Source organism: bacterium, assembly GCA_030647005.1.
In the GTDB taxonomy this organism is placed as follows: Bacteria; Patescibacteriota; Patescibacteriia; order JACPHY01; family JACPHY01; genus JAUSKG01.
Genome location: JAUSKG010000004.1, coordinates 1 through 18,819, shown reverse-complemented (window position 1 = coordinate 18,819; position 18,819 = coordinate 1). Strand labels below are relative to the sequence as shown.

Below are 18,819 nucleotides of genomic sequence, written 5' to 3'. Positions count from 1 at the left end.
TCGTTATGCATGTCTCACGCCATCGGCACACCGCAGTGCCCGCGGTCTACGCGCTTTTTGAGCAGGAGGGGCGGTACCTCTTCATGCTCCGCAAGGGGAGTGGGTACTTCGATGGGTGGTATGGTGTTCCGTCGGGACACGTGGAACCCGAGGAGCTCCCCGTGGCTGGATTGCTCCGCGAGGTGCATGAGGAGATCGGCATCACGTTGCGCGTGGACGATGTGGAATTCGTCCACACGCTCTACCGCGCGGCAGAGGACGCGACGGGTGAGCGCGTTGATTTTTTCTTTCGCGTCCGGCAGTGGAGCGGGTCACCTCGTATCTGCGAGCCCCACAAGTGCGATGCACTCGCTTGGCTTTCACCCGATGCACTTCCACCGAACGTCATGCCGTTCATCGTACGAGTCCTTCGTTCCCTCGCCGAAGGCAAGTTCTACGACGAGCTCTCGTTCGCGACACGATGACGACCACCTCATCATCGGTGGCGAGCGTTGGCAGCATATCCTCCGTCAGCCATCATTCCGTGGTACGGCTTGACGTGGTTCGTGGTTGTGCTACGATCCGGTCACTATCGTATGACGCAGGACGAGCACACACCGCCACCCGCGACGCTTCGCGCGGATCGCATCCGCGCGGTTCTTCGTGATGTGCAGGACTTCCGCTTCCGGCAGATTGAGGTCGCGCTGTTCGATCCGTCCATCCGTGCGTGGGCAGACGTCACGACGCTCTCCCACGCCATGCGGGAGGCACTCGCCGCGGTCCCGTGGATGTCCGTGACGCAGGCGGCGATCCTCAAGAGTCGCGCGGGCGATACGTTCAAGGCGGCGCTCGCCACAGAGGACGGGCTCGTTTTCGAGAGCGTGCTCATGGCGAATCGTCGCGGGCAGTGGACGATCTGTGTGTCCTCGCAGGTGGGATGTGCGATGGGGTGCACCTTCTGCGCAACCGGCGCGATGGGACTCACGAGGAGCTTGACTGCAGATGAGATCGCCGACCAGTACCGGTTCTGGATGTACTGGCTCCAGGACCACGCCGAAACGGTCAAGTATGCGCGCATCAGCAACATCGTGTTCATGGGCATGGGCGAGCCACTTGCGAACTACGCGAATGTGAAATCCGCGATCACGACGTGGCTGCGTGTGACGGACATCGGGACGACGCGTATCACCGTTTCGACCGTTGGTGTCCTCCCGCAGCTCGAGCGCATCCTCACGGATCCCGCGTGGCCGCACGTCCGCATCGCCATCTCCCTCCACAGTGCCAATGAGGAACGTCGCCGCGAGATCGTCCCCACGACCGCTCCAAAGTTCCTCGAACGCCTCGCGGATTGGGCGCAGCGATACCACCAGTCGCTCGGGAATCGTCGCCACCATGTGACGTACGAGTACACGCTCCTCAACGAGGTGAACGATACACCCGAGCACGCGCGGGAGCTCGCGCGTTTCATCGCGCGAACAGGGTCGAGCAAGGTGAACGTCATCCCGTGGAATCCCGTTGCGGGCAAGCCCTTCGTACGCGCACAGCAGGAGCGCATTGACACCTTCAAGCGCGTCCTCCTCGATGCCGGATACACCGTCACGCAGCGGAAGACCATGGGCGACGACATCGCCGCGGCCTGTGGACAGCTCGCAACGGTGAAACGTTCGGCATCGTGATGAATGTTTTTTAGTATGCGAGAGTACATCATCGCGTGTATCCCGCCAGCGGAGGTCGCGGCACGTGCCATTGCGATGAGCCAGGCGCTCCAGCGACGCGGAGGCCTCTTCGTACTCGACAAGACCCGTGAGCGTCCGCACGTCACACTCTACTACACCATACTTCCCAGTGGCGTGCTGCACATCGTTCGCGAGCGTCTCGCACGCATCGCCACAGCGATGGAGCGGCCACTGCTCGTCGCGACGCGCTTCGCCCGCCAAGAGCGGTGGATTGATGTGGAATACGAATCGCACGCAGCGTTGGTGACACTCCAGCGAGCGGTCATCGAGGCAGTGAACCCACTGCGAGCGGGTCATTTGCGTGCCAGAGATGCCGCACGTCTCCCTCGCGCTCTTCCGGAGGTGCGGCAGAACATTGAGCAGTACGGCTACCGATCCGTGGGCGCACTGTACCGACCACATCTCACGTTGACGCGGATGGCGAATGATGACGATGGGGGAGTGCTGCCAGTGGAGGAGCTTGAGCACTTCTCATGCGTTCCTGCAGCTATTGGATTGTTTGCCGCTGGTGCGCACGGGACGTGTGTGCGGCTCCTGAGCACCTTTGCACTTCGCTCGTAGGGTTATTGCCAAGCCTACATACCGCCCCTCCCCGCTACTTCGCTCTGCGAGCTACCCTCCTTCGCGCAACGCTACGGAAGGGCACGGCGCAGCGCAGGCCTCTCGCTCTCCCTCCCCATGAGACCATGGAGAGGGGGAGGATCAGAAGGAATGAGCGTCTCTCTGGTATACTGGAGGTTCACGGAAGACCTCCCTATGTTTGCCGCATTTGTCCTCACGGTTGCATTGCTCACCAGCGGGACGCTGGCGGGTGTGTTCGATCAACCGCCGGACCTCGATGCGCCCCTGCGAGCGATCTACCTCACTTCTGGTGGTGCGGCGAGTTCGTCATTCGACCGATACGTGGAGATCGTTGCCTCGACTGAAGTCAATGCGATTGTCATAGACCTCAAGGACCCGGATGGACGCATTGCGTTTCGACCGGTAACAGAACCCATCCGCGCGATCGCGCCGGAGCGTTACACGATCAAGGATTTGCCTCGAAAACTCGATGCCATCCATGCGGCGGGCGGTTCTGCGATCGCGCGAGTCGCAGTTTTTCAGGACAATTGGTTCGCCGAGCGTCATCCAACCGAGGCACTGCAGCGGCCCGGCGGCGCGCTCTGGCGCGACAGCATTGGGTACGCATGGCTCGATGCGGCATCACCGGTCACCAGCCAGTACGCCGTTGACATGGCGCATGAGGCCGCCGCGTTGGGATTTGACGAGGTGAACTTCGACTACATACGGTTTCCGTCCGATGGTGCGCTCCGGAGCATCGTGTTCCCGCACTGGGATGGTGAGACACCAAAGACCGAGATCGTGCGGCGGTTTGGTGAGACGATCAAGCGGGATGTAGGCGGTTCGGGCATCCGTACCTCTGCGGACGTCTTTGGGCTTTCCTTCTACGCGGCAGATGGCATGGGCATCGGCCAGCACCTCGAGACGTTTGCGCCGTACTTTGATGTGCTCGCGCCAATGGTCTACCCCTCGCACTACGCGAGTGGATTTGGTGGGCATGCAAATCCCGCCGATGCACCCTACGATGTCATCAATCGCACGCTCGAGCGCGGTATGGCGCGCATCGCTGCGCTGCCAGAGGAGCAGCGTCCAGCGGTGCGGCCGTGGCTCCAGGATTTTAACCTCGGTGCCGTCTACACCGACGCAATGGTACGCGCACAGATGCAGGCAGTGGATGATAACGGCGGCTCCGGTTGGATGCTCTGGAATCCCGTGGGGAGGTTCCATACGGGCGCTCTCCATCGCGAGGGAATGCGCGCGTCGGGCACAGAGTGATCTCGCCGCCATGGGAACAGCGGATCGTAAAACACCCTCGAGCATATCGGGGGTGTTTTTGCGTCCTGTACGTCTCTATGCTCATATCCTCTGGCATATGGACCATAATAAAAAGGATAGAGAATCGTTCGGAGCGTGTATTGTTGGGTGTTTTTGTGGTATTCATTGTGTTCGGTATCTGTTCGGTTTTGTCAGTGTGGATTGACGTAGTGGATGAAAGTGGAGGATAATAGTATTGAAGTGGTAGAAAGTGGATAAGAATGGGGATAACTGAACTATCTTTGTGAGCAAGTGAACACGATCGGTGTTCGAACCAAAAGAGTGTTCAACCATTTTTTGTTCAGCTGAGCCGCTTTCTTCTATCCTCCGCTAGGATTTTGGGTTTCACGTCGGAATCGTATGTTCATCGGAGAATACCGCCACAGCATTGATGAGAAGGGGCGGCTCGCGGTGCCGACGAAGTACCGTGCGAAGCTCGCCAAGGGTGCAGTCGTCACACGTGGGCTCGATCGCTGCTTGACTATCTATCCAGCGGAATCGTGGAAGGCACTCGCAGGGAAACTCGCATCACTGCCTATCAGTAAGTCCAATACCCGTTCATTTTCGCGGTTTCTGCTCGCAGGAGCGATGGATGTGGAGCTCGACAAGCAAGGACGGATCGTCATTCCGGAGTACCTGCGTGCGTTTGCCGGAATGGGAAAGTCCGTCGTGGTTGCCGGTCTCTACGATCGCCTGGAGGTGTGGGATCAGGACGCATGGGAGCGCTACCGCACGACGGCCGAGCAGGGATCTGATGCCGTGGCGGAGGCGCTCGAGGGAGAGTTGGGGATTTAGGATCATGGAACACGTCCCCGTGCTCCTCCGAGAGGTCGTTTCGCACCTTGGGCTGCGGCCAGATGATGATGCGATTGATTGCACGTTCGGTTCGGGTGGCTACACGTGTGCGATGCTCCGCGAGACAGCTCCGGATGGTCGAGTCCTCGCGATTGATCGTGATCCGAGCGTCCGCGGTGCGAGCATTGATGAGCGGGTGGTGCTCGTGCACGGCTCATTCCAGGACATTGACACCACCGCAGCGGAGACGGGGTTTCTCGCGCCGCGCGCGATCGTCGCCGATCTCGGCCTCTCCTCGCCTCAGCTCGCCGATCCAGACCGCGGGTTCAGCTTCCAGCACGACGGTCCGCTGGACATGCGGTTTGATCCGACGAGCGACCAACCAACCGCGGCATCACTCATCGCCACGCTGCCGAAGGAGCATCTCGAGCGGATCATTCGCGAGTACGGCGAGGAACGCCACGCGCGCGCGATCGCTGCGGCAATCGTAGACCGACGTGCACGGAAGCCGCTCACGACTACCGGCGATCTCGCGGACTGCATTGTGGCCATCCTGCCCAAGCGTGGGAAGGTCCACCCTGCGACGCGAACATTCCAGGCCCTCCGCATTGCGGTGAACGATGAGCTCGCGACGATACGGCTATCCATTCCGAAGATGCTCGCGCTTGTTGCTCCTGGCGGACGTGTCGCAATCGTGAGCTTCCACTCGCTTGAGGATCGGATCGTCAAGCAGGAGTTCCAGGGTGCGGAGGAACGTGGTTGGGGCACCCGCATCACGAAGAAGCCCGTGACACCGTCGAGCGAGGAGCTTGAGTCGAACCCTCGGAGCCGATCTGCAAAACTTCGCGTCATTGCGCGCCGCACCTGACCCCCCATTCCTCGCACCACTCCTACCCCATGTTCTCCATCGCACTCCCATTCTCTCTGACGCAGTTGACGCGACGCCGACGGCGCCGCGGGCGAACGTCGGTGCTCCAGCGCGCGCGGGGCATCGATGTGCGGCCGTGGAACGTCCTCATGATCCTCGCGCTCTGCGCGTGCACGCTGGGCTACCTCGCGCTCGTGAATGGGAATGCCACCGCGGGCTACGAGCTCCAGGACCTCGAGGATCGCGCATTGGTGCTCCAGGACACCACGCGCCAGCTCGAGCTCAAGACCATTGCGATGCAGTCCGAGGAGCGCGTCCGCGCACGCATTGTTGATCTCGGCTACGTCGAGGTGGTGAGCGTCCGCTACCTCACACAGGATGGCTCCGTGGCACGGCGGTAGGACCTTTCCCCTTCGAGGCGACGTCGTCGCACCTCATGTTCCCCTACGACACCGTGGGCTTTGCCCACCCCGTTCTTTCATCCCCCATTTCGTACTTCGTAGGGGGACATGAGCTGCGAGTGGTAGTTTCTCGGAAATGCAAGCAAGATACTATCGTGGTATTTGTGCTGAGCTGAGCGGAAATAATTGTCTCCTCCTTGACAGAAGCACGAAATCGTGCTATTTTTTTATGTTCCGTCTGCCCACGGATTGGGCATGTGCGGACAGGAGGAGATCGTTGAAAATACAATTCTCTCCCCACGCGTTCGATCGCGTGGAGAAGCGTCTCACCATGGACGCGGAAGCCATTGCGACGCTGTTCCACTGGGACCTGAGCGTCCTCATCGGAGCCCATGCAGATGAGGGACGTACGCATCACCTGTTCTACAGCGGCGTGGACGATGACTACTTCATCGCGGTGCTGCACGACTCCGGATGGGTCGTCACCGTGCTACCGATCGCCTACGCGCGGTGGCCGGTAGGTGCCGATGTCCTCGCGCGAGCGCGAGCACTCGCGACGGGAAGCGATCCCGTGCGCGCTCCTGCGGCGGAGGTCTCCGCGTCACGGAGCGATTCGAAGCGGACCGTACGCATCCTCATGTACGTCGTCCACTGCCGTACCAACGGGCATAAGCAGTTGGAGGTGTGTGAGCTCCAGGTGGATCACGCACGTGAGCTCCGCGACATCGTCGTGGACAGCAGCGTACACGATGTCGTGCGACAGCATCTTCCCACGACCATGGCGCAGATCCACGGGAAACCCTGGCGCGCCGGCGGTCTGTTCGCAGTTATGGGCGGCAAGCGCAATCGCCAGTCCCTGTCCTTTCAACTCCAACCGGCAACGTGTGCCGCCTAAATCCGAGGAGGGTTCCATGTCTGTCCAGGAGAGTCATCACGCGGACACCTGTCCCGTGGATATGTTCGGCAATCTGTTCGTGGATGATCATCCGTACACCTGCCGGATGCGCGAGCTCGGCCTGCAGCGTGCGGTGGTCGAGCCAATCCTCATGCCAGTGAACTACGGCTTCACCTGCGGCCTCCAGTTCATGCTTTCGGGTTCGCAGGACGTGCTGGTCGTCGCGGGCGAAGTGCAGAGACACGATGATGTGCGTATTACGGTGCGCTTCACCTCCATGCTCCCGGCAACCCAACGTGCGATCGTAGCCCTCATGGAGCGGAGCGCACGGCGACAGCGACAGCGAGCTCCTCGTCGCTGAGCGAGACGGTGCGTGAGCGCCCCGATCCTCCACGGATCGGGGCGCTTCTCTTTGCGCTACGATGATAATGAGCGTCTAACATCTCTCACATGTCTCATTTTACGATTACGAATACGAGTGCGACTTCCGCTGCGCGAGCGGGAGAGTTTGTGCTGCCGCACGGAACGATACAGACGCCGACGTTCATGCCGATCGGTACCGTAGGTGCCGTGAAGCACATGACACCCGCAGAGCTTCGGACCGCAGGGGCACAGATCATCTTGAGCAACACGTACCACCTCATGCTGCGGCCAGGGACGGACGAGCTCGCGCGACGAGGCGGGTTGCATCGCTTCATGGGGTGGGACGGGCCGATCCTCACGGACAGCGGTGGGTACCAGGCCTTCTCGCTCGGTGCGAAGAGCACGGCGCGTGGTGGGGAGAACATGGTGACGTTCACGGAAGCAGGTGTGCGATTTCGATCGCACCTCGACAACAGTCGGCAGGTGCTCACGCCGGAGTCCGTCATTGATCACCAGCGCAAGATCGGGAGCGACATCGCGATGGTGCTCGACGTGTGCCCGCCGCAGCCGTGCTCGCACGAGGAGCTCGTGGCCGCAGTGGCGCAGACGACGCGTTGGGCAAAGCGCGCGAAAGCGTACTGGGACCGCACGCGCGCGTCGTCCGCGGGGGCGCTGTTCGGTATCGTCCAGGGCGGGTCGGACCCCGAGCTTCGACGACAGAGCGCGGCGGAGCTCATCGCACTTGATTTCGACGGGTACGCGATCGGTGGCGTTGCGGTGGGGGAGGAGCGCGAGGCGATCCGACGCGCGATCGCGATTGCAGCGCCGCTCCTGCCGGCAGAGAAGCCGCGCTACCTCATGGGCCTCGGGACGCCGGATGACATCGTACGCGCTGTGGCGCATGGTGTGGACATGTTCGATTGCGTGCTGCCGACGCGGGACGCGCGTCATGGCCGCATGTACCGATGGGTGGATCGCAGTGTGCAGCTCCTCGGGGATAGCAGTGCACATCACGGGGCGTGGTACAATAGGGTTGCGATCACACGCGCGGAGTTCCGTGGCGATGATGGGCCCATTGACGCGACGTGTCCGTGTGCTGCGTGCGCGTCGTTTTCGCTCGCGTACTTGCGCCACCTCACCGCGATTGGTGAGCCACTCGGAGCGCGGTTGCTCACCGTGCATAACCTCACGTTCTATTTTCAGCTCATGCGGAAGCTCCAGGAGGAGATCACCGTGCCGGCATGATACGGGACGTGTGAGATTCCTCGGAAGCCCTCGGAATGACGCGGGGAGGGGGATCTCATGCGGAAGCTCCGGGAGGAGGTGGTGACGTGAATATGAGGGCGAGCAGCATTTGGCATGACGGAACGGTCCTATGCACCGGCACGGTCATCGGCATCACCTCCACTTCTTGCAGCGTCGGGAGCTCTCCGAGCTCTACGCGACGGTTGCGATTCGCGCGTTCGCGCTTTCGATGATTGGCGTGTTCATCCCGCTCTTCCTCTTGGAGCGCGGGGTGAGCATTCCGGTGATCTTCCTCTTCTACGCGCTCGTCCATGGGCTAAAGGCGCTCCTCACGATTCCCGCAGCGCACCTCGCGGCACGGTTCGGGTTCAAGCACGTCATCCTCTGGAGCACGCCGTTCACGATTTTGTTCCTCCTCATGCTTCGCGTCGTGGAGGTGACGAGTGGCATGCTCTGGATTGTTGCACTACCGTTTGCCGTGGCGACTGCGCTCTACTGGACCGGCTACCACATTGACTTCATCACCTTCTCCGATCGTGCGCACCGCGGGCGAGAGATCGGTGGCGCACAGGTTGCCGCGGCACTTTTCCAAACGCTCGGTCCGCTCGCGGGGGGACTCATCGCCGCGCGGGTGGGATTCCCGCCGCTCTTCATCATCGTGTCCATCCTCCTGCTCGTCGCGACGGTGCCACTCTTCGCGTCGCGCGATGTCCATGAGCGCCTCCCGTTCAAGATTCGCGATTGCTTCCGCGCCTGGACGCCACGGATGGTCCTCGGGCTCATGGTGTTCGGGATCGAGATCGGTATTGATGGCATCGTGTGGCCGATCATCATCTTCACGGCGATCCTCCATAGTTTCGAGGGGGTGGGACTCGTCTCGTCGCTGACGTTCCTCACGTCGACCGTGGCAATCCTCATCGTGGGGCGGATGAGCGATGGGGGAAAGGGTCGCGTGATGCTCCGCGTCGGATCGGGGATGAACGCATTGATTTGGCTCGTGCGCGCGATCGCGCAGACGCCGCTCGTGGTTTTCATCACCGATATGCTCTACGGCATTTCGTGGACCATGGCTGATGTGCCGTTCGATAAGGAGGTGTACGATCGAGCACCGCGGCACGCGATCGTGCCGTACGTCGTTGGGCACCAGCTCTTTGAGCACGGTGCGCTCGCGGCCGCCCTCGTGCTCTTCGCGGTGCTCGAGGTGCGGGCGGGGCTGTTCACGGGAGTGATCGGCGCCTTCATCCACGTCGTGCTCTGAGCAAATATGGAGAACATCGTCTTCCAGCTCGGTCGCGGGGTCGCGCTCGCATGGTGGCACTTCGCGATGACGCTCGCGTGGTGGTATGGCCATGGGTTGCTCATGGTCCTCCGCTGGGTTGGGCGATCCATCCACTCCTGGGAGGAGTCCGTGGGACTCGGGTTGTGGTTGCGCAACCTCTTCACACCCATGTACGGTCAGACCGATTGGCAGGGTCGCATCATTAGTTTCTTCATGCGCATCGCGATCCTCTGCGGTCGCTGTATCCAGGTGTTCGTTGGCTCGGTGCTCGTCATCGTGTTTGCGGTACTCTACGTGCTCTTCCCACCGTTTGCTCTCCTCATGATCGTCCGTGCGTTCCTCGCGTAGCACGCTATGCTCCCGCTCATCTGCCACGAGTGCCATGGTGCGTCAACCGTGCGCGGTGCGGTGTGTTCGGTGTGCTCCGGCGGGGGTGCTGCGGTGCTCTGGGCGGATACCGTGCTCACGTTCGGGCTCCCCATTGATCGGCGGTCTACGCGCGGACGCGCGCTCGCGCGGCGCATGCGCATCGCCGTCACGGTCATCGTGCTCCTCGTCGCGCTCATGAGCATTGCAGTGGCCGCGCTCCTCGATCCGACAGCACCGCTCATTAACCGCGTTGAGGCGATGGTGTTCGCGACATCCTTCCGCGGTGCGCCGTTCTGGTTCGCCATGCTCCTCATCGCGCTCGTTTTCGCCCAGCGGAAACGGATCCTCATTGCCGCGATCCCGGCACGTCCGCAGCGCCCTGCGCAGGACGTCGCGGAGCCCGTCGCGCTCGTCGCTGCGAGTGCATGGGATGCTGCGGGACGTGGAAACCACACCGCGGTGGACCGCACGCTCTCGCCGATGGCGCGGCGCACGATCGAGGAGGCGGGGGTGCTCGCCTCGCGGTTTGGCCACGCGACGGTGGAGCCCATCCACGTTCTCGCCGCCGCAGTTGCAACATCGAGCGGTGCGTCGGTGCTCGGGCGGCTGGGTGTGGATTCGAAGGGTCTCACGACGCGGATCACCTTCGCGCTCCGGCAGCTCCAGACCTTCAACCAGGTATCGGTCGTCTGCTCGCCGGAGGTTTTCGTGGTGCTCTTTAGCGCGTACGTGGTCGCAGCTCGCGAGGGGCGTGAGACGCTCAGCGTCCTTCGCATCCTCCATGAGCTCGCGGATCGTGTCGGGGTTGTCCAGGATATCTTCGCAGACCTGGGGATCACACCGGAGCAGATGGCGAACGTCGCACTGTGGGTGCACACGTACGAAGATCTCCGCACGCGCGTGGCACGGTATCGCGCGCGCTCGGCACTCCGTCCGCGGAGCGGGATGAACCGCGCGATGACCGCCATCGCCACACCGGTGCTCGACCAGTTTGGCACCGACCTCACGCAGCTCGCCGCGCGCGGTGCCACCGGGCCGGTCGTCGGTCGCGATCACGTGTTCCGCGAGGTGCTCCAGGTGTTCGCGAGCGGGCGTCGCGGCATCGTCCTCGTGGGGGAGCATGGCGTTGGCAAGCGCGCCATCGTCGAGGGGCTCGCGGAGCGCATGATCGGCGAGGACGTTCCCGCGCTCATCGCGGACCATCGGCTCGTCGTCCTCGAGGTGGCGCGGCTCACGAGTGGCGCGGCACCGGAGGAGGCGCAGGAGCGGCTCATGCGCGCACTCTACGAGGCGACGAAATCGCAGAATATCGTCCTCGTCGTCGAGCAGCTCGAGCACCTCGTCGGTGGTGCGGCATCGCTTGATCTCGACGACGTGCTCGCGGGCGAAGTGGAGCGCGGGCAGCTCACGGTCATCGGCACGACAACGCCCGATGTCTACGCGCAGTACGTCGAGGGCTCGGCGCTCGGTCGCCTCCTCCAGCGCATCCCGATCACACCGCCGGAGGGTGATGACGCAATCCGCATCGTCGCTGCCAGGTCCATTCCCATCGAGGGCCTCCAGCGCGTTTTCTTTACCTACGAAGCGATTGACGGTGCCCTCACGCTCGGTGGGCGGTACCTCCATGATCACGCGATGCCCGAGCAAGCGGTCATCCTTCTCGAGGAAGCGGCTGCGGCAGTGCGCGCCCATCGTGGCGAGCGCGCGCTGGTGACGCGCGAGGATATCGCGAAGCGCATCGAGGAACAAACCGGCGTGCGCGCGGGTGATGTCGCGCGAGATGAGGCGGAGAAGCTCCTCCACCTTGAACAGGTACTCCACGAGCGGATGGTCGGGCAGGACGAGGCGGTCTCCGCTGTTGCGGCCGCACTTCGACGTGCGCGCGCGGGGATGCGTTCCGGAAAACGGCCCATTGCGACGTTCCTCTTCCTCGGCGCAACCGGCGTTGGGAAGACCGAGCTCGCGAAGACCGTCGCCGATGCGTACTTCGGGTCGGAGGAGGCGATGGTGCGTCTCGACATGTCCGAGTACCAGGAGCAGACGAGCGTGACGCGACTCATCGGCGCGCCGCCCGGGCACCCGGGGGCGGATGCCGGCGGACAACTCACCGAGGCGGTGCGGCACCATCCCTTCAGCATTGTGCTCCTCGACGAGCTCGAGAAAGCGCATCCGGATATCCTCAATCTCTTCCTCCAGGTTTTCGAGGATGGGCGTCTCACCGATGCGCGCGGCCGGACGATTGATTTCACGAACACGATCCTCATCGCGACATCGAACGCCGGCGCGCAGTACATCCAGGACGCGGTGGTCGCGGGGACGGGACAGGAGGAGATGCAGCGCACGCTCATGGAACGCGAGCTCCGTGGGACGTATCGTCCGGAGTTCCTCAACCGGTTCGATGGGGTCGTCGTCTTCACGCCGCTCACGCAGGACGAGATTCTCGAGATCGCGCGTCGCATGCTCGCAGGTATCGCGAAGCAGCTCGCGGAGAAGGGGATCCACTTCCGCGCGACCGATGCGGCGATTGCGGAGCTCGCCGCGGCGGGGTTCGATCCGCAGTTCGGCGCGCGGCCGTTGCGTCGCGTTATCCAGGAGCGCGTGCAGAACACGTTGGCAGAGTTCCTGCTCCAGCACACGTTGAGCCGGCGCGACACGGTGGTGCTGGATGTCGGTGGCGCGCTCACGGTGACGCAGGCGGAGTCGCTCACGGGAGCATCATAGGGTATGACGATGAGACAGTGGGGGATCACGGTGTTTACGGTGCTCATGCTCGGGATGTTCGGAGAACGCGCGTGGAACTCCGTGCACGATCTTGTGCGGATGGATGCGGGAGGCGCGACCATTACGATCTCTCGTGCGGCGTACGAGGCGCGCGCGGAGGTTGCACGAACGCCGGCAGCACGACGGCAGGGGTTATCCGGCCGCGATGCGCTCGCCGCGGATGCGGGACTCCTCATCGTGTTCGACATGCTCGACCAGCACCGCATCTGGATGAAGGACATGCGGTTTTCCATTGACCTCATCTGGATCGCGGGGGGTGTGGTCGTTGATACGCACGAGCAGCTCCCCGTTCCGTCACCCGGACGCGATCCGGCATCGCTCCCGTACTTCAATCCACGTCCCCAGGCGCTCTTTGTGCTCGAGGTTCCCGCGGGGACCGTCGCGAAGTATGGGATTATCCACGGTGACCAGGTCCGCATTGATTTTGATGCGAAAGATGAGTAGAGCGTGGGATACTCCCTCCGAAGCTGGCGCGGGAGCGCCAAAGTTTGACAGACGGCCCGTGTGGTGGTTCACTGGTTCTAGTGTCCACATGGGCTTTCGTTTTTCTATGCAACACGCCATTATCAAGACCGGTGGGAAACAGTACATCGTGGCGCCGGGCGAGACGCACACGTTTGAGAAGCTCCCAGGCGACGCGGGGAGCTCGGTGTCCTTTGATGAGGTACTGTGCACGTTTGACGATGTCGGTGCGGTGACGATTGGTGCTCCCATCGTGGGCATCGCGGTGGTGGGGACCGTCGTCGAGCAGGGCCGCGCGAGGAAAATCGTCGGCCTCAAGTACAAGGCGAAGTCCCGCTACCGCCGTCATTACGGTCACCGCCAGTACCAGACGAAGGTGAAGATTGAGACGATCGGCACGAAGGCCTAGCCATCACGAGCAGTGTGCAGAGTACACCCCTCCGACATTCGTCGGAGGGGTGTTACGTTCGTGCTTGTTGGGTGAAGCGTGCAGCTCACGCGAGTGGATTTTTCGCAAAGCAGTACTCCGCAACGATGGTTCCGCCGATGAGGTGCTCCTGGATGATGCGTTCGAGCACCACGGGCGTGCAGCCAGCGTACCACGCGCCCTCGGGATAGACAACGGCGATGGGGCCGCCGGTGCAGATGCGGAGGCAGTTCGTTTTTGTGCGGCATACCGTGCGGTGCTGCACATCGTGTCGTGGGACTTCCTCACGGAGGATATCGAGCGCGTCGTCCACGTCGTCGAGGCCGTCCGCGTCAAGCGGAACCGCGCTACCCTGATCGGAGAGGCCAAGTTCACGGAGGCGACGCTTGAGGAAGTCCCAGGAGGCGATGCCGGTCTCGCGCGTGCAGCACTTGGGTTCCGTCTGGTCCGCGCACAGGAAGATGTGGCGTCGCGCGGTGGTGACGCCTTTGGTCGCCGCAATCGTTTGGAGGGCACGCTCGTTCATCATAGGGATCAGAACACGAGCTCGTTCGTCTGCGGAATGTTCGGTGTGGGCTGTGTCGCGAGGCGGAGCTTCCGTCTCCACGTGAGCGCGTCGGAGAGCGTCGTGGGGTCGGCGTACTCGATGTCGCCGCCGACCGGTAGTCCGCGTGCCACGCGCGACATCGTCACGCCGGTGGGGGAGAGTTGCTGGACGAGGTAGTTGATCGTCGTCTCACCCTCAATGGTGGGGTCGAACGCAAAGATGACCTCGGTAATTTTTGATTGGAGATTGCCGATTGATGATTGTTGGGATACTCGAGCGATGAGCTCCGCGATCCTGAGCTGCTCCGGCCCGATGCCCTCGATGGGCGCGAGGAGGCCGCCGAGGATGTGGTAGACACCGGTGAACTCGTTCGTTCGTTCCACGGCGAGGAGGTCGCCGGGCTCGGCAACGACGCAGAGGAGTGCGTGGTTGCGCCTCGGGTCACCGCAGATCGTACAGGGCGACTGCTCCGCGAACGTGCCGCAGGTCGCGCAACGATCTACGCGGCTGCGGAGCTCGCGGAGTGCCACGAGGAGTTGATCTATCGCGCGGGTGTCAAGGCGAAGGAGGTGGAATACGAAGCGTTCCGCCGTTTTTGGCCCCACGCCCGGGAAGCGACGGAAGTGCGCGATGAGGTGCTCGATTGCGGGAGGGTACTGCATGGCCTACATTGCCGCCACGGCGGGTGCCGCAGTCATCGGGGTAATCTCGCGGCGGCGTTCAAGGTTACGGAAGCATACGCGCGCCTCGTCAAAGAAGAGTTTCACGAGTCCGGTGGGGCCGTTGCGATGTTTCGCGATGTGAATTTCTGCGATGTTGCGCTCGTCCGGCGAGATGTCCTCGAGGCGGTAGTTGCGATCCGCGGCCTTGCGGTAGATGAACATGACGACATCCGCGTCCTGTTCGATCGCGCCCGATTCGCGCAGGTGGGCGAGCTTCGGGATGGCGGGCTTGCTCATCTCGACGGCGCGGGAGAGCTGAGAGAGCGCGAGTACGGGGATGTTCAGCTCACGCGCGATGCCTTTGAGGCCTCGCGTGATCTCGGCGACTTCGAGCACGCGGTTCTCGGCGTTCTTTGATCGTCCCTCCATGAGCTGGAGGTAGTCCACGATGATGAGTCCCAGGCCGTGCTCCATTTGGAGCCGTCGCGCTTTTGCGCGAATCTCCATGACGTTCGTCATGGCGGAGTCATCAATGAAGATCGGCGCTTCAGAAAGTTGGCCCATGGCGTGCCCGATACGCGGGAAGTCGTCGGAATCCGGGCGATCCGAGAGTTTGCCCGTGCGCATGCGCCAGAGTTCGACGTTCGCCTGCGTACAGATGAGACGGTCAACGAGTTGCTCCTTGGACATCTCGAGTGAGAAGATGCCAACGGGTGTCTTGGAACCGATGGCGGCTTGCCGCGCGATATCGAGCGCCAAGCTCGTTTTTCCCACGCTTGGTCGCGCGGCGAGGACGACGAGGTCGGAGGCCTGGAGCCCCGCGAGGAGGTTGTCGAGCTCGGTGAAGCCCGTGGGGAGTCCGCGGAGTTTGCCTTTCTCGCGGTGGAGGACGTCAATGCGGTCGAACGCTTCGGAGAGCACGCTCTGAATCGGCACGAAGGATTGGGTGAGGTGCTTCTGGGAGACCGCGAAGAGTTTGCGCTCGGCTTCGTCGAGTACCGTGGATGAGTCCTCGTCCTCCTTGAACCCCAGCTCGGTGATCTCCGAGGCCGTATGGATGAGGCGCCGGAGCGTTGCCTTTTTCGCGACGATGTCGGCGTAGTGGCGTGCGTGTGCAGCAGTGGGTACGATCGTGGAGAGTTCCACGATTGCACTTCGTCCACCAACCTGTTCGAGCTTGCCGCGTTCGGCGAGTTTGTTCGCGAGCGAGAGGAGGTCAATGGGCTCGCGCCGCTCGAAGAGCGTGAGTATCGCAGCATATATCTCACGGTGCGCATCGCGGTAGAAGTCCTCAGGGTTGACGCGGTCCGCGACACGAATCATCGCGTCCTTATCAATGAGGAGCGCGCCGAGGAGCGACTGTTCGGCCTCGAGGTTCTGGGGAGGGATGCGTTCCGCGTGGGGCATAGATGCACGGGGCTCAACTGTTGCCACCGTACCACATCGGCGGGAGCGCGGAATGGTGTGCGCGGTGTATGATATGTGCTAAACTTGTGAACTATGGAAAGTGCACGCAGGCCCTATGCTCGGGCGGTCGCCATGCTCATCGGCACCATCGTTGGTGCCGGTATCTTTGGTGTGCCCTATGTGTTCGCGCGTGCGGGTGTCTCCGTGGGGCTTGTCCACCTCGCGGTGCTCACGGGCGCAGTGCTCCTTGTCCACCTTTGGTTTGGTGAGCTCACGTTGCGCACGACTGCGCACCATCGTCTCGTCGGGTACGCGGGGCGGTACTTTGGTATGCCCGGGCGCATCCTCGCGTCGCTCTCCGGTGTCCTCGGCATGTGGGGCGCGCTCCTCGCGTACATCGTGCTCGCAGGCGCGTTCCTCGAGCAGCTCTTCGGACAGATGTTCGGTGGGAGCGCGTGGCACTACAGCATCGTGTTCGCGCTCGTCGCGTCCGTCGCGGTGCTCTTCGGGCTGCGCCTCATTGAGGAGATCGAGTTCGTCTTCACCGCGTTCATCTTCATGGCGATCGCACTCATCGCCATCGTCGGCATCCAGCGCGTCGATCCGGTGCACCTCTCGCTCACGAACATGGCGAACGTCTTCCTCCCATACGGGGTTGTCCTCTTTTCGCTCGGCGGTGTTTCAGCCATCGCGGAGATTCGTGACACGCTCCGCGGGAGCGAACGTCTCCTCCCGCGCGCGATCGCCTGGGGGACGCTCCTCGCGGCAGCACTCACTGCGGTGTTCGCCATCATCGTCGTCGGGGTCTCCGGCCCGCACACCACGGAGGACGCGATCGCCGGTCTCACGCCCACCCTCGGCGCGTCCGTCGTCATCCTCGGTGCAATCCTTGGTTTTTCGACGATCCTCACGTCATTCCTCATGCTCGGGCTCTACACGCGCAACGTTTTCCATCTCGACTTTCGTTTGCCACGCGCGGCGGCGTTCCTCCTTGGCGTTGGCGTACCTATCGCGGTCTTCCTTCTCGGTCAGCCCGGCTTCATCGAGATCCTCATGGTCACCGGCGCAATCTTTGCGGGTCTCGATGGGATCCTCGTCGCGCTCGTCGTGCTCGCCGCGCGGCGGCACGGGGATCGCGATCCCGAGTTCCGCGTACGGCTCCCCGCGTTTGTGAACTACCTCGTTGCGCTCATCTTTATCATCGGCATGGTCGTGACGATCCGAGAGCTCCTCGCGTGAGGTCGCTCCGTTGACCACCGGCGTCCTATGTTTACGACCCATACGCTTCCGAACGGCGTCCGCATCGTGCTCGCGCCATCGGCGGAGACGAAGGCCGCGTGCGTGTACGCGCTGTTCCCCGTTGGTTCACGCCACGAGACGCTCGCGCAGAATGGCGCATCGCACTTCGTGGAGCACATGATGTTCAAGGGAACGCGGGAGCGTCCGACGACGCTCCACATCACGCGCGATCTCGACCGCATCGGCGCGGAGTACAACGCATTCACCGGCAAGGAGTACACTGGCTACTACATCAAGGCGAACGGCGAGCACCTCGACCTCGCACTGGACATGCTCTCCGACATGCTCTTCCGCTCCACGTACAAGCAGGAGGAGTTCGTGCGGGAGCGGAAGGTCATCCTCGAGGAGATTAGCATGTACGAGGACAGTCCGAGCCAGCACCTCGACGACCTCTTTGAGGAGCTCCTCTATCGTGGTCATCCGATCGGGCGCATCATCTCTGGCACACGCGAAACGATGCTCGGCATCACGCACGACGCGCTCGTCCGGTACCGCGATCGCCATTATCATCCGGCGAAGATGGTGCTCGTGCTCGCGGGCAGCATCGGCGATGATGCGGTCGCGCGCGCGTCCGTCGCATTCGGACGGATCAGTGTGCGGAAACGCGTTTGTCCGACCGCAGCGCCGTTTCGGAATCGGCCGCGGGGGCCGATCGTCCACGTGCATCGCAAGGAGACGGCGCAGGCGCACCTCGCCGTGGGTGTCCCGACGTTCCGCGCAGAAGACCCGCGCACCGATGCGCTGCTCCTGCTCGCGAACATTCTCGGTGGCACGATGAGCTCACGGCTCTTCGTGGCGGTGCGGGAACGACACGGGCTCGCGTACGCCGTCCACGCATCCGCGGATGCGTATACGGATACGGGATCATTCACCGTGATGGCGGGCTTAGACCCATCGCGCATCGAGCAGGCACTCCGCGTCATTCTCCGCGAGCTCGGGCGCGTCCGCGAGCACGGGGTGACCGCAGAGGAGCTCGCGCGCGCAAAGGACAACATCGAGGGGCGGATGATACTTGGGTTTGAGGATTCGTGCTCACGCGCGGAGTGGTACGGCAAGCAGGTTCTCCTGCGTACGCGCACGCGCACGCCGGAACAGAAGATGCAGGAAGTTGCACAGGTGACCCGCGCGCAGGTGCAACAGGTCGCGCAGGACATCCTCCGCAGCGATCGCCTCCACATGGCCCTCATCGGCGACTTCGCGGATGCAGGGCGGTTCAAGAAGTTGCTGAGTTTGTAGATCCCCGTAGCGGAGACCTTCAGGTCTCCATCCTCTCCCGCCACCAAAGTCGCCCACACCATCCGGATGGAGGTCTAAAGACCTCCGCTACAATCCTCGGCGCTCACGCGCCAGCTGCGGAGAGAGAAGATCCATTATGTCCGAACGTCCCCCCTCCGAATCCCCCCGCTCCCATATCGCCAGGGAAAACCTC

The 18,819-nt window shown here is 62.7% G+C and carries 20 protein-coding genes; 17 read left to right on the top strand and 3 right to left on the bottom strand.

Features of this window, described 5'->3' with window-relative positions; translation table 11 throughout:
* The first annotated feature begins 5 nt into the window (after positions 1-5).
* The 15 genes from Q7S96_00355 (at position 6) to rplU (ending at position 13,457) form a co-directional block, all read left to right on the top strand.
* Positions 6-464, top strand: a complete 459-nt coding sequence (locus tag Q7S96_00355) for an NUDIX domain-containing protein (protein MDO8462713.1) — start codon at positions 6-8, stop codon at positions 462-464.
* A gap of 111 nt (positions 465-575) precedes the next feature.
* Complete coding sequence (gene rlmN, locus Q7S96_00350) at positions 576-1,655, top strand: 23S rRNA (adenine(2503)-C(2))-methyltransferase RlmN (protein ID MDO8462712.1); 1,080 nt, start codon at positions 576-578, stop codon at positions 1,653-1,655.
* 15 nt (positions 1,656-1,670) lie between these two features.
* Complete coding sequence (locus Q7S96_00345) at positions 1,671-2,276, top strand: DUF1045 domain-containing protein (protein MDO8462711.1); 606 nt, start codon at positions 1,671-1,673, stop codon at positions 2,274-2,276.
* A 195-nt stretch (positions 2,277-2,471) separates the two neighbouring features.
* On the top strand, positions 2,472-3,551 hold the full coding sequence (locus Q7S96_00340; GenBank protein MDO8462710.1) for a putative glycoside hydrolase: 1,080 nt from the start codon (positions 2,472-2,474) through the stop codon (positions 3,549-3,551).
* Positions 3,552-3,950: 399 nt separating this feature from the next.
* Complete coding sequence (mraZ, locus tag Q7S96_00335; GenBank protein ID MDO8462709.1) at positions 3,951-4,385, top strand: division/cell wall cluster transcriptional repressor MraZ; 435 nt, start codon at positions 3,951-3,953, stop codon at positions 4,383-4,385.
* Positions 4,386-4,389: 4 nt separating this feature from the next.
* Complete coding sequence (gene rsmH, locus Q7S96_00330) at positions 4,390-5,253, top strand: 16S rRNA (cytosine(1402)-N(4))-methyltransferase RsmH (GenBank protein MDO8462708.1); 864 nt, start codon at positions 4,390-4,392, stop codon at positions 5,251-5,253.
* A gap of 29 nt (positions 5,254-5,282) precedes the next feature.
* The gene (locus Q7S96_00325) at positions 5,283-5,654 is read left to right on the top strand and encodes a hypothetical protein (GenBank protein ID MDO8462707.1); all 372 of its coding nucleotides are present in this window, start codon (positions 5,283-5,285) and stop codon (positions 5,652-5,654) included.
* 277 nt (positions 5,655-5,931) lie between these two features.
* On the top strand, positions 5,932-6,549 hold the full coding sequence (locus Q7S96_00320; protein ID MDO8462706.1) for a hypothetical protein: 618 nt from the start codon (positions 5,932-5,934) through the stop codon (positions 6,547-6,549).
* 16 nt (positions 6,550-6,565) lie between these two features.
* Complete coding sequence (locus Q7S96_00315) at positions 6,566-6,910, top strand: hypothetical protein (protein MDO8462705.1); 345 nt, start codon at positions 6,566-6,568, stop codon at positions 6,908-6,910.
* An 89-nt stretch (positions 6,911-6,999) separates the two neighbouring features.
* Positions 7,000-8,157, top strand: a complete 1,158-nt coding sequence (tgt, locus tag Q7S96_00310; protein ID MDO8462704.1) for a tRNA guanosine(34) transglycosylase Tgt — start codon at positions 7,000-7,002, stop codon at positions 8,155-8,157.
* A 130-nt stretch (positions 8,158-8,287) separates the two neighbouring features.
* The gene (locus tag Q7S96_00305; protein ID MDO8462703.1) at positions 8,288-9,415 is read left to right on the top strand and encodes an MFS transporter; all 1,128 of its coding nucleotides are present in this window, start codon (positions 8,288-8,290) and stop codon (positions 9,413-9,415) included.
* Between the two features lie 6 nt (positions 9,416-9,421).
* Positions 9,422-9,784 carry a hypothetical protein gene (locus Q7S96_00300; protein ID MDO8462702.1) on the top strand — a complete coding sequence of 121 codons (363 nt, stop codon included), beginning with the start codon at positions 9,422-9,424 and terminating at the stop codon, positions 9,782-9,784.
* A gap of 6 nt (positions 9,785-9,790) precedes the next feature.
* Positions 9,791-12,526, top strand: a complete 2,736-nt coding sequence (locus Q7S96_00295) for an ATP-dependent Clp protease ATP-binding subunit (GenBank protein ID MDO8462701.1) — start codon at positions 9,791-9,793, stop codon at positions 12,524-12,526.
* 3 nt (positions 12,527-12,529) lie between these two features.
* Complete coding sequence (locus Q7S96_00290) at positions 12,530-13,030, top strand: DUF192 domain-containing protein (GenBank protein ID MDO8462700.1); 501 nt, start codon at positions 12,530-12,532, stop codon at positions 13,028-13,030.
* A gap of 106 nt (positions 13,031-13,136) precedes the next feature.
* Complete coding sequence (rplU, locus tag Q7S96_00285) at positions 13,137-13,457, top strand: 50S ribosomal protein L21 (protein MDO8462699.1); 321 nt, start codon at positions 13,137-13,139, stop codon at positions 13,455-13,457.
* Positions 13,458-13,542: 85 nt separating this feature from the next.
* Here the strand turns inward: rplU and Q7S96_00280 are convergent, their stop codons facing one another.
* From Q7S96_00280 to dnaB, 3 genes are read right to left on the bottom strand one after another with little or no spacing between them, the layout of a single operon-like run.
* Complete coding sequence (locus tag Q7S96_00280; protein MDO8462698.1) at positions 13,543-14,004, bottom strand: ferredoxin; 462 nt, start codon at positions 14,002-14,004, stop codon at positions 13,543-13,545.
* Positions 14,005-14,009: 5 nt separating this feature from the next.
* Positions 14,010-14,684 (bottom strand): recombination mediator RecR, encoded by a 675-nt coding sequence (gene recR, locus Q7S96_00275; GenBank protein ID MDO8462697.1) that lies wholly within the window; start codon positions 14,682-14,684, stop codon positions 14,010-14,012.
* A gap of 3 nt (positions 14,685-14,687) precedes the next feature.
* Complete coding sequence (gene dnaB, locus Q7S96_00270) at positions 14,688-16,091, bottom strand: replicative DNA helicase (GenBank protein MDO8462696.1); 1,404 nt, start codon at positions 16,089-16,091, stop codon at positions 14,688-14,690.
* A 93-nt stretch (positions 16,092-16,184) separates the two neighbouring features.
* On the opposite strand from dnaB, the gene Q7S96_00265 reads away from it, so the two are divergent.
* Positions 16,185-17,330 carry an aromatic amino acid transport family protein gene (locus Q7S96_00265; protein MDO8462695.1) on the top strand — a complete coding sequence of 382 codons (1,146 nt, stop codon included), beginning with the start codon at positions 16,185-16,187 and terminating at the stop codon, positions 17,328-17,330.
* Between the two features lie 27 nt (positions 17,331-17,357).
* Complete coding sequence (locus Q7S96_00260) at positions 17,358-18,626, top strand: pitrilysin family protein (GenBank protein ID MDO8462694.1); 1,269 nt, start codon at positions 17,358-17,360, stop codon at positions 18,624-18,626.
* Positions 18,627-18,819 lie beyond the last annotated feature (193 nt).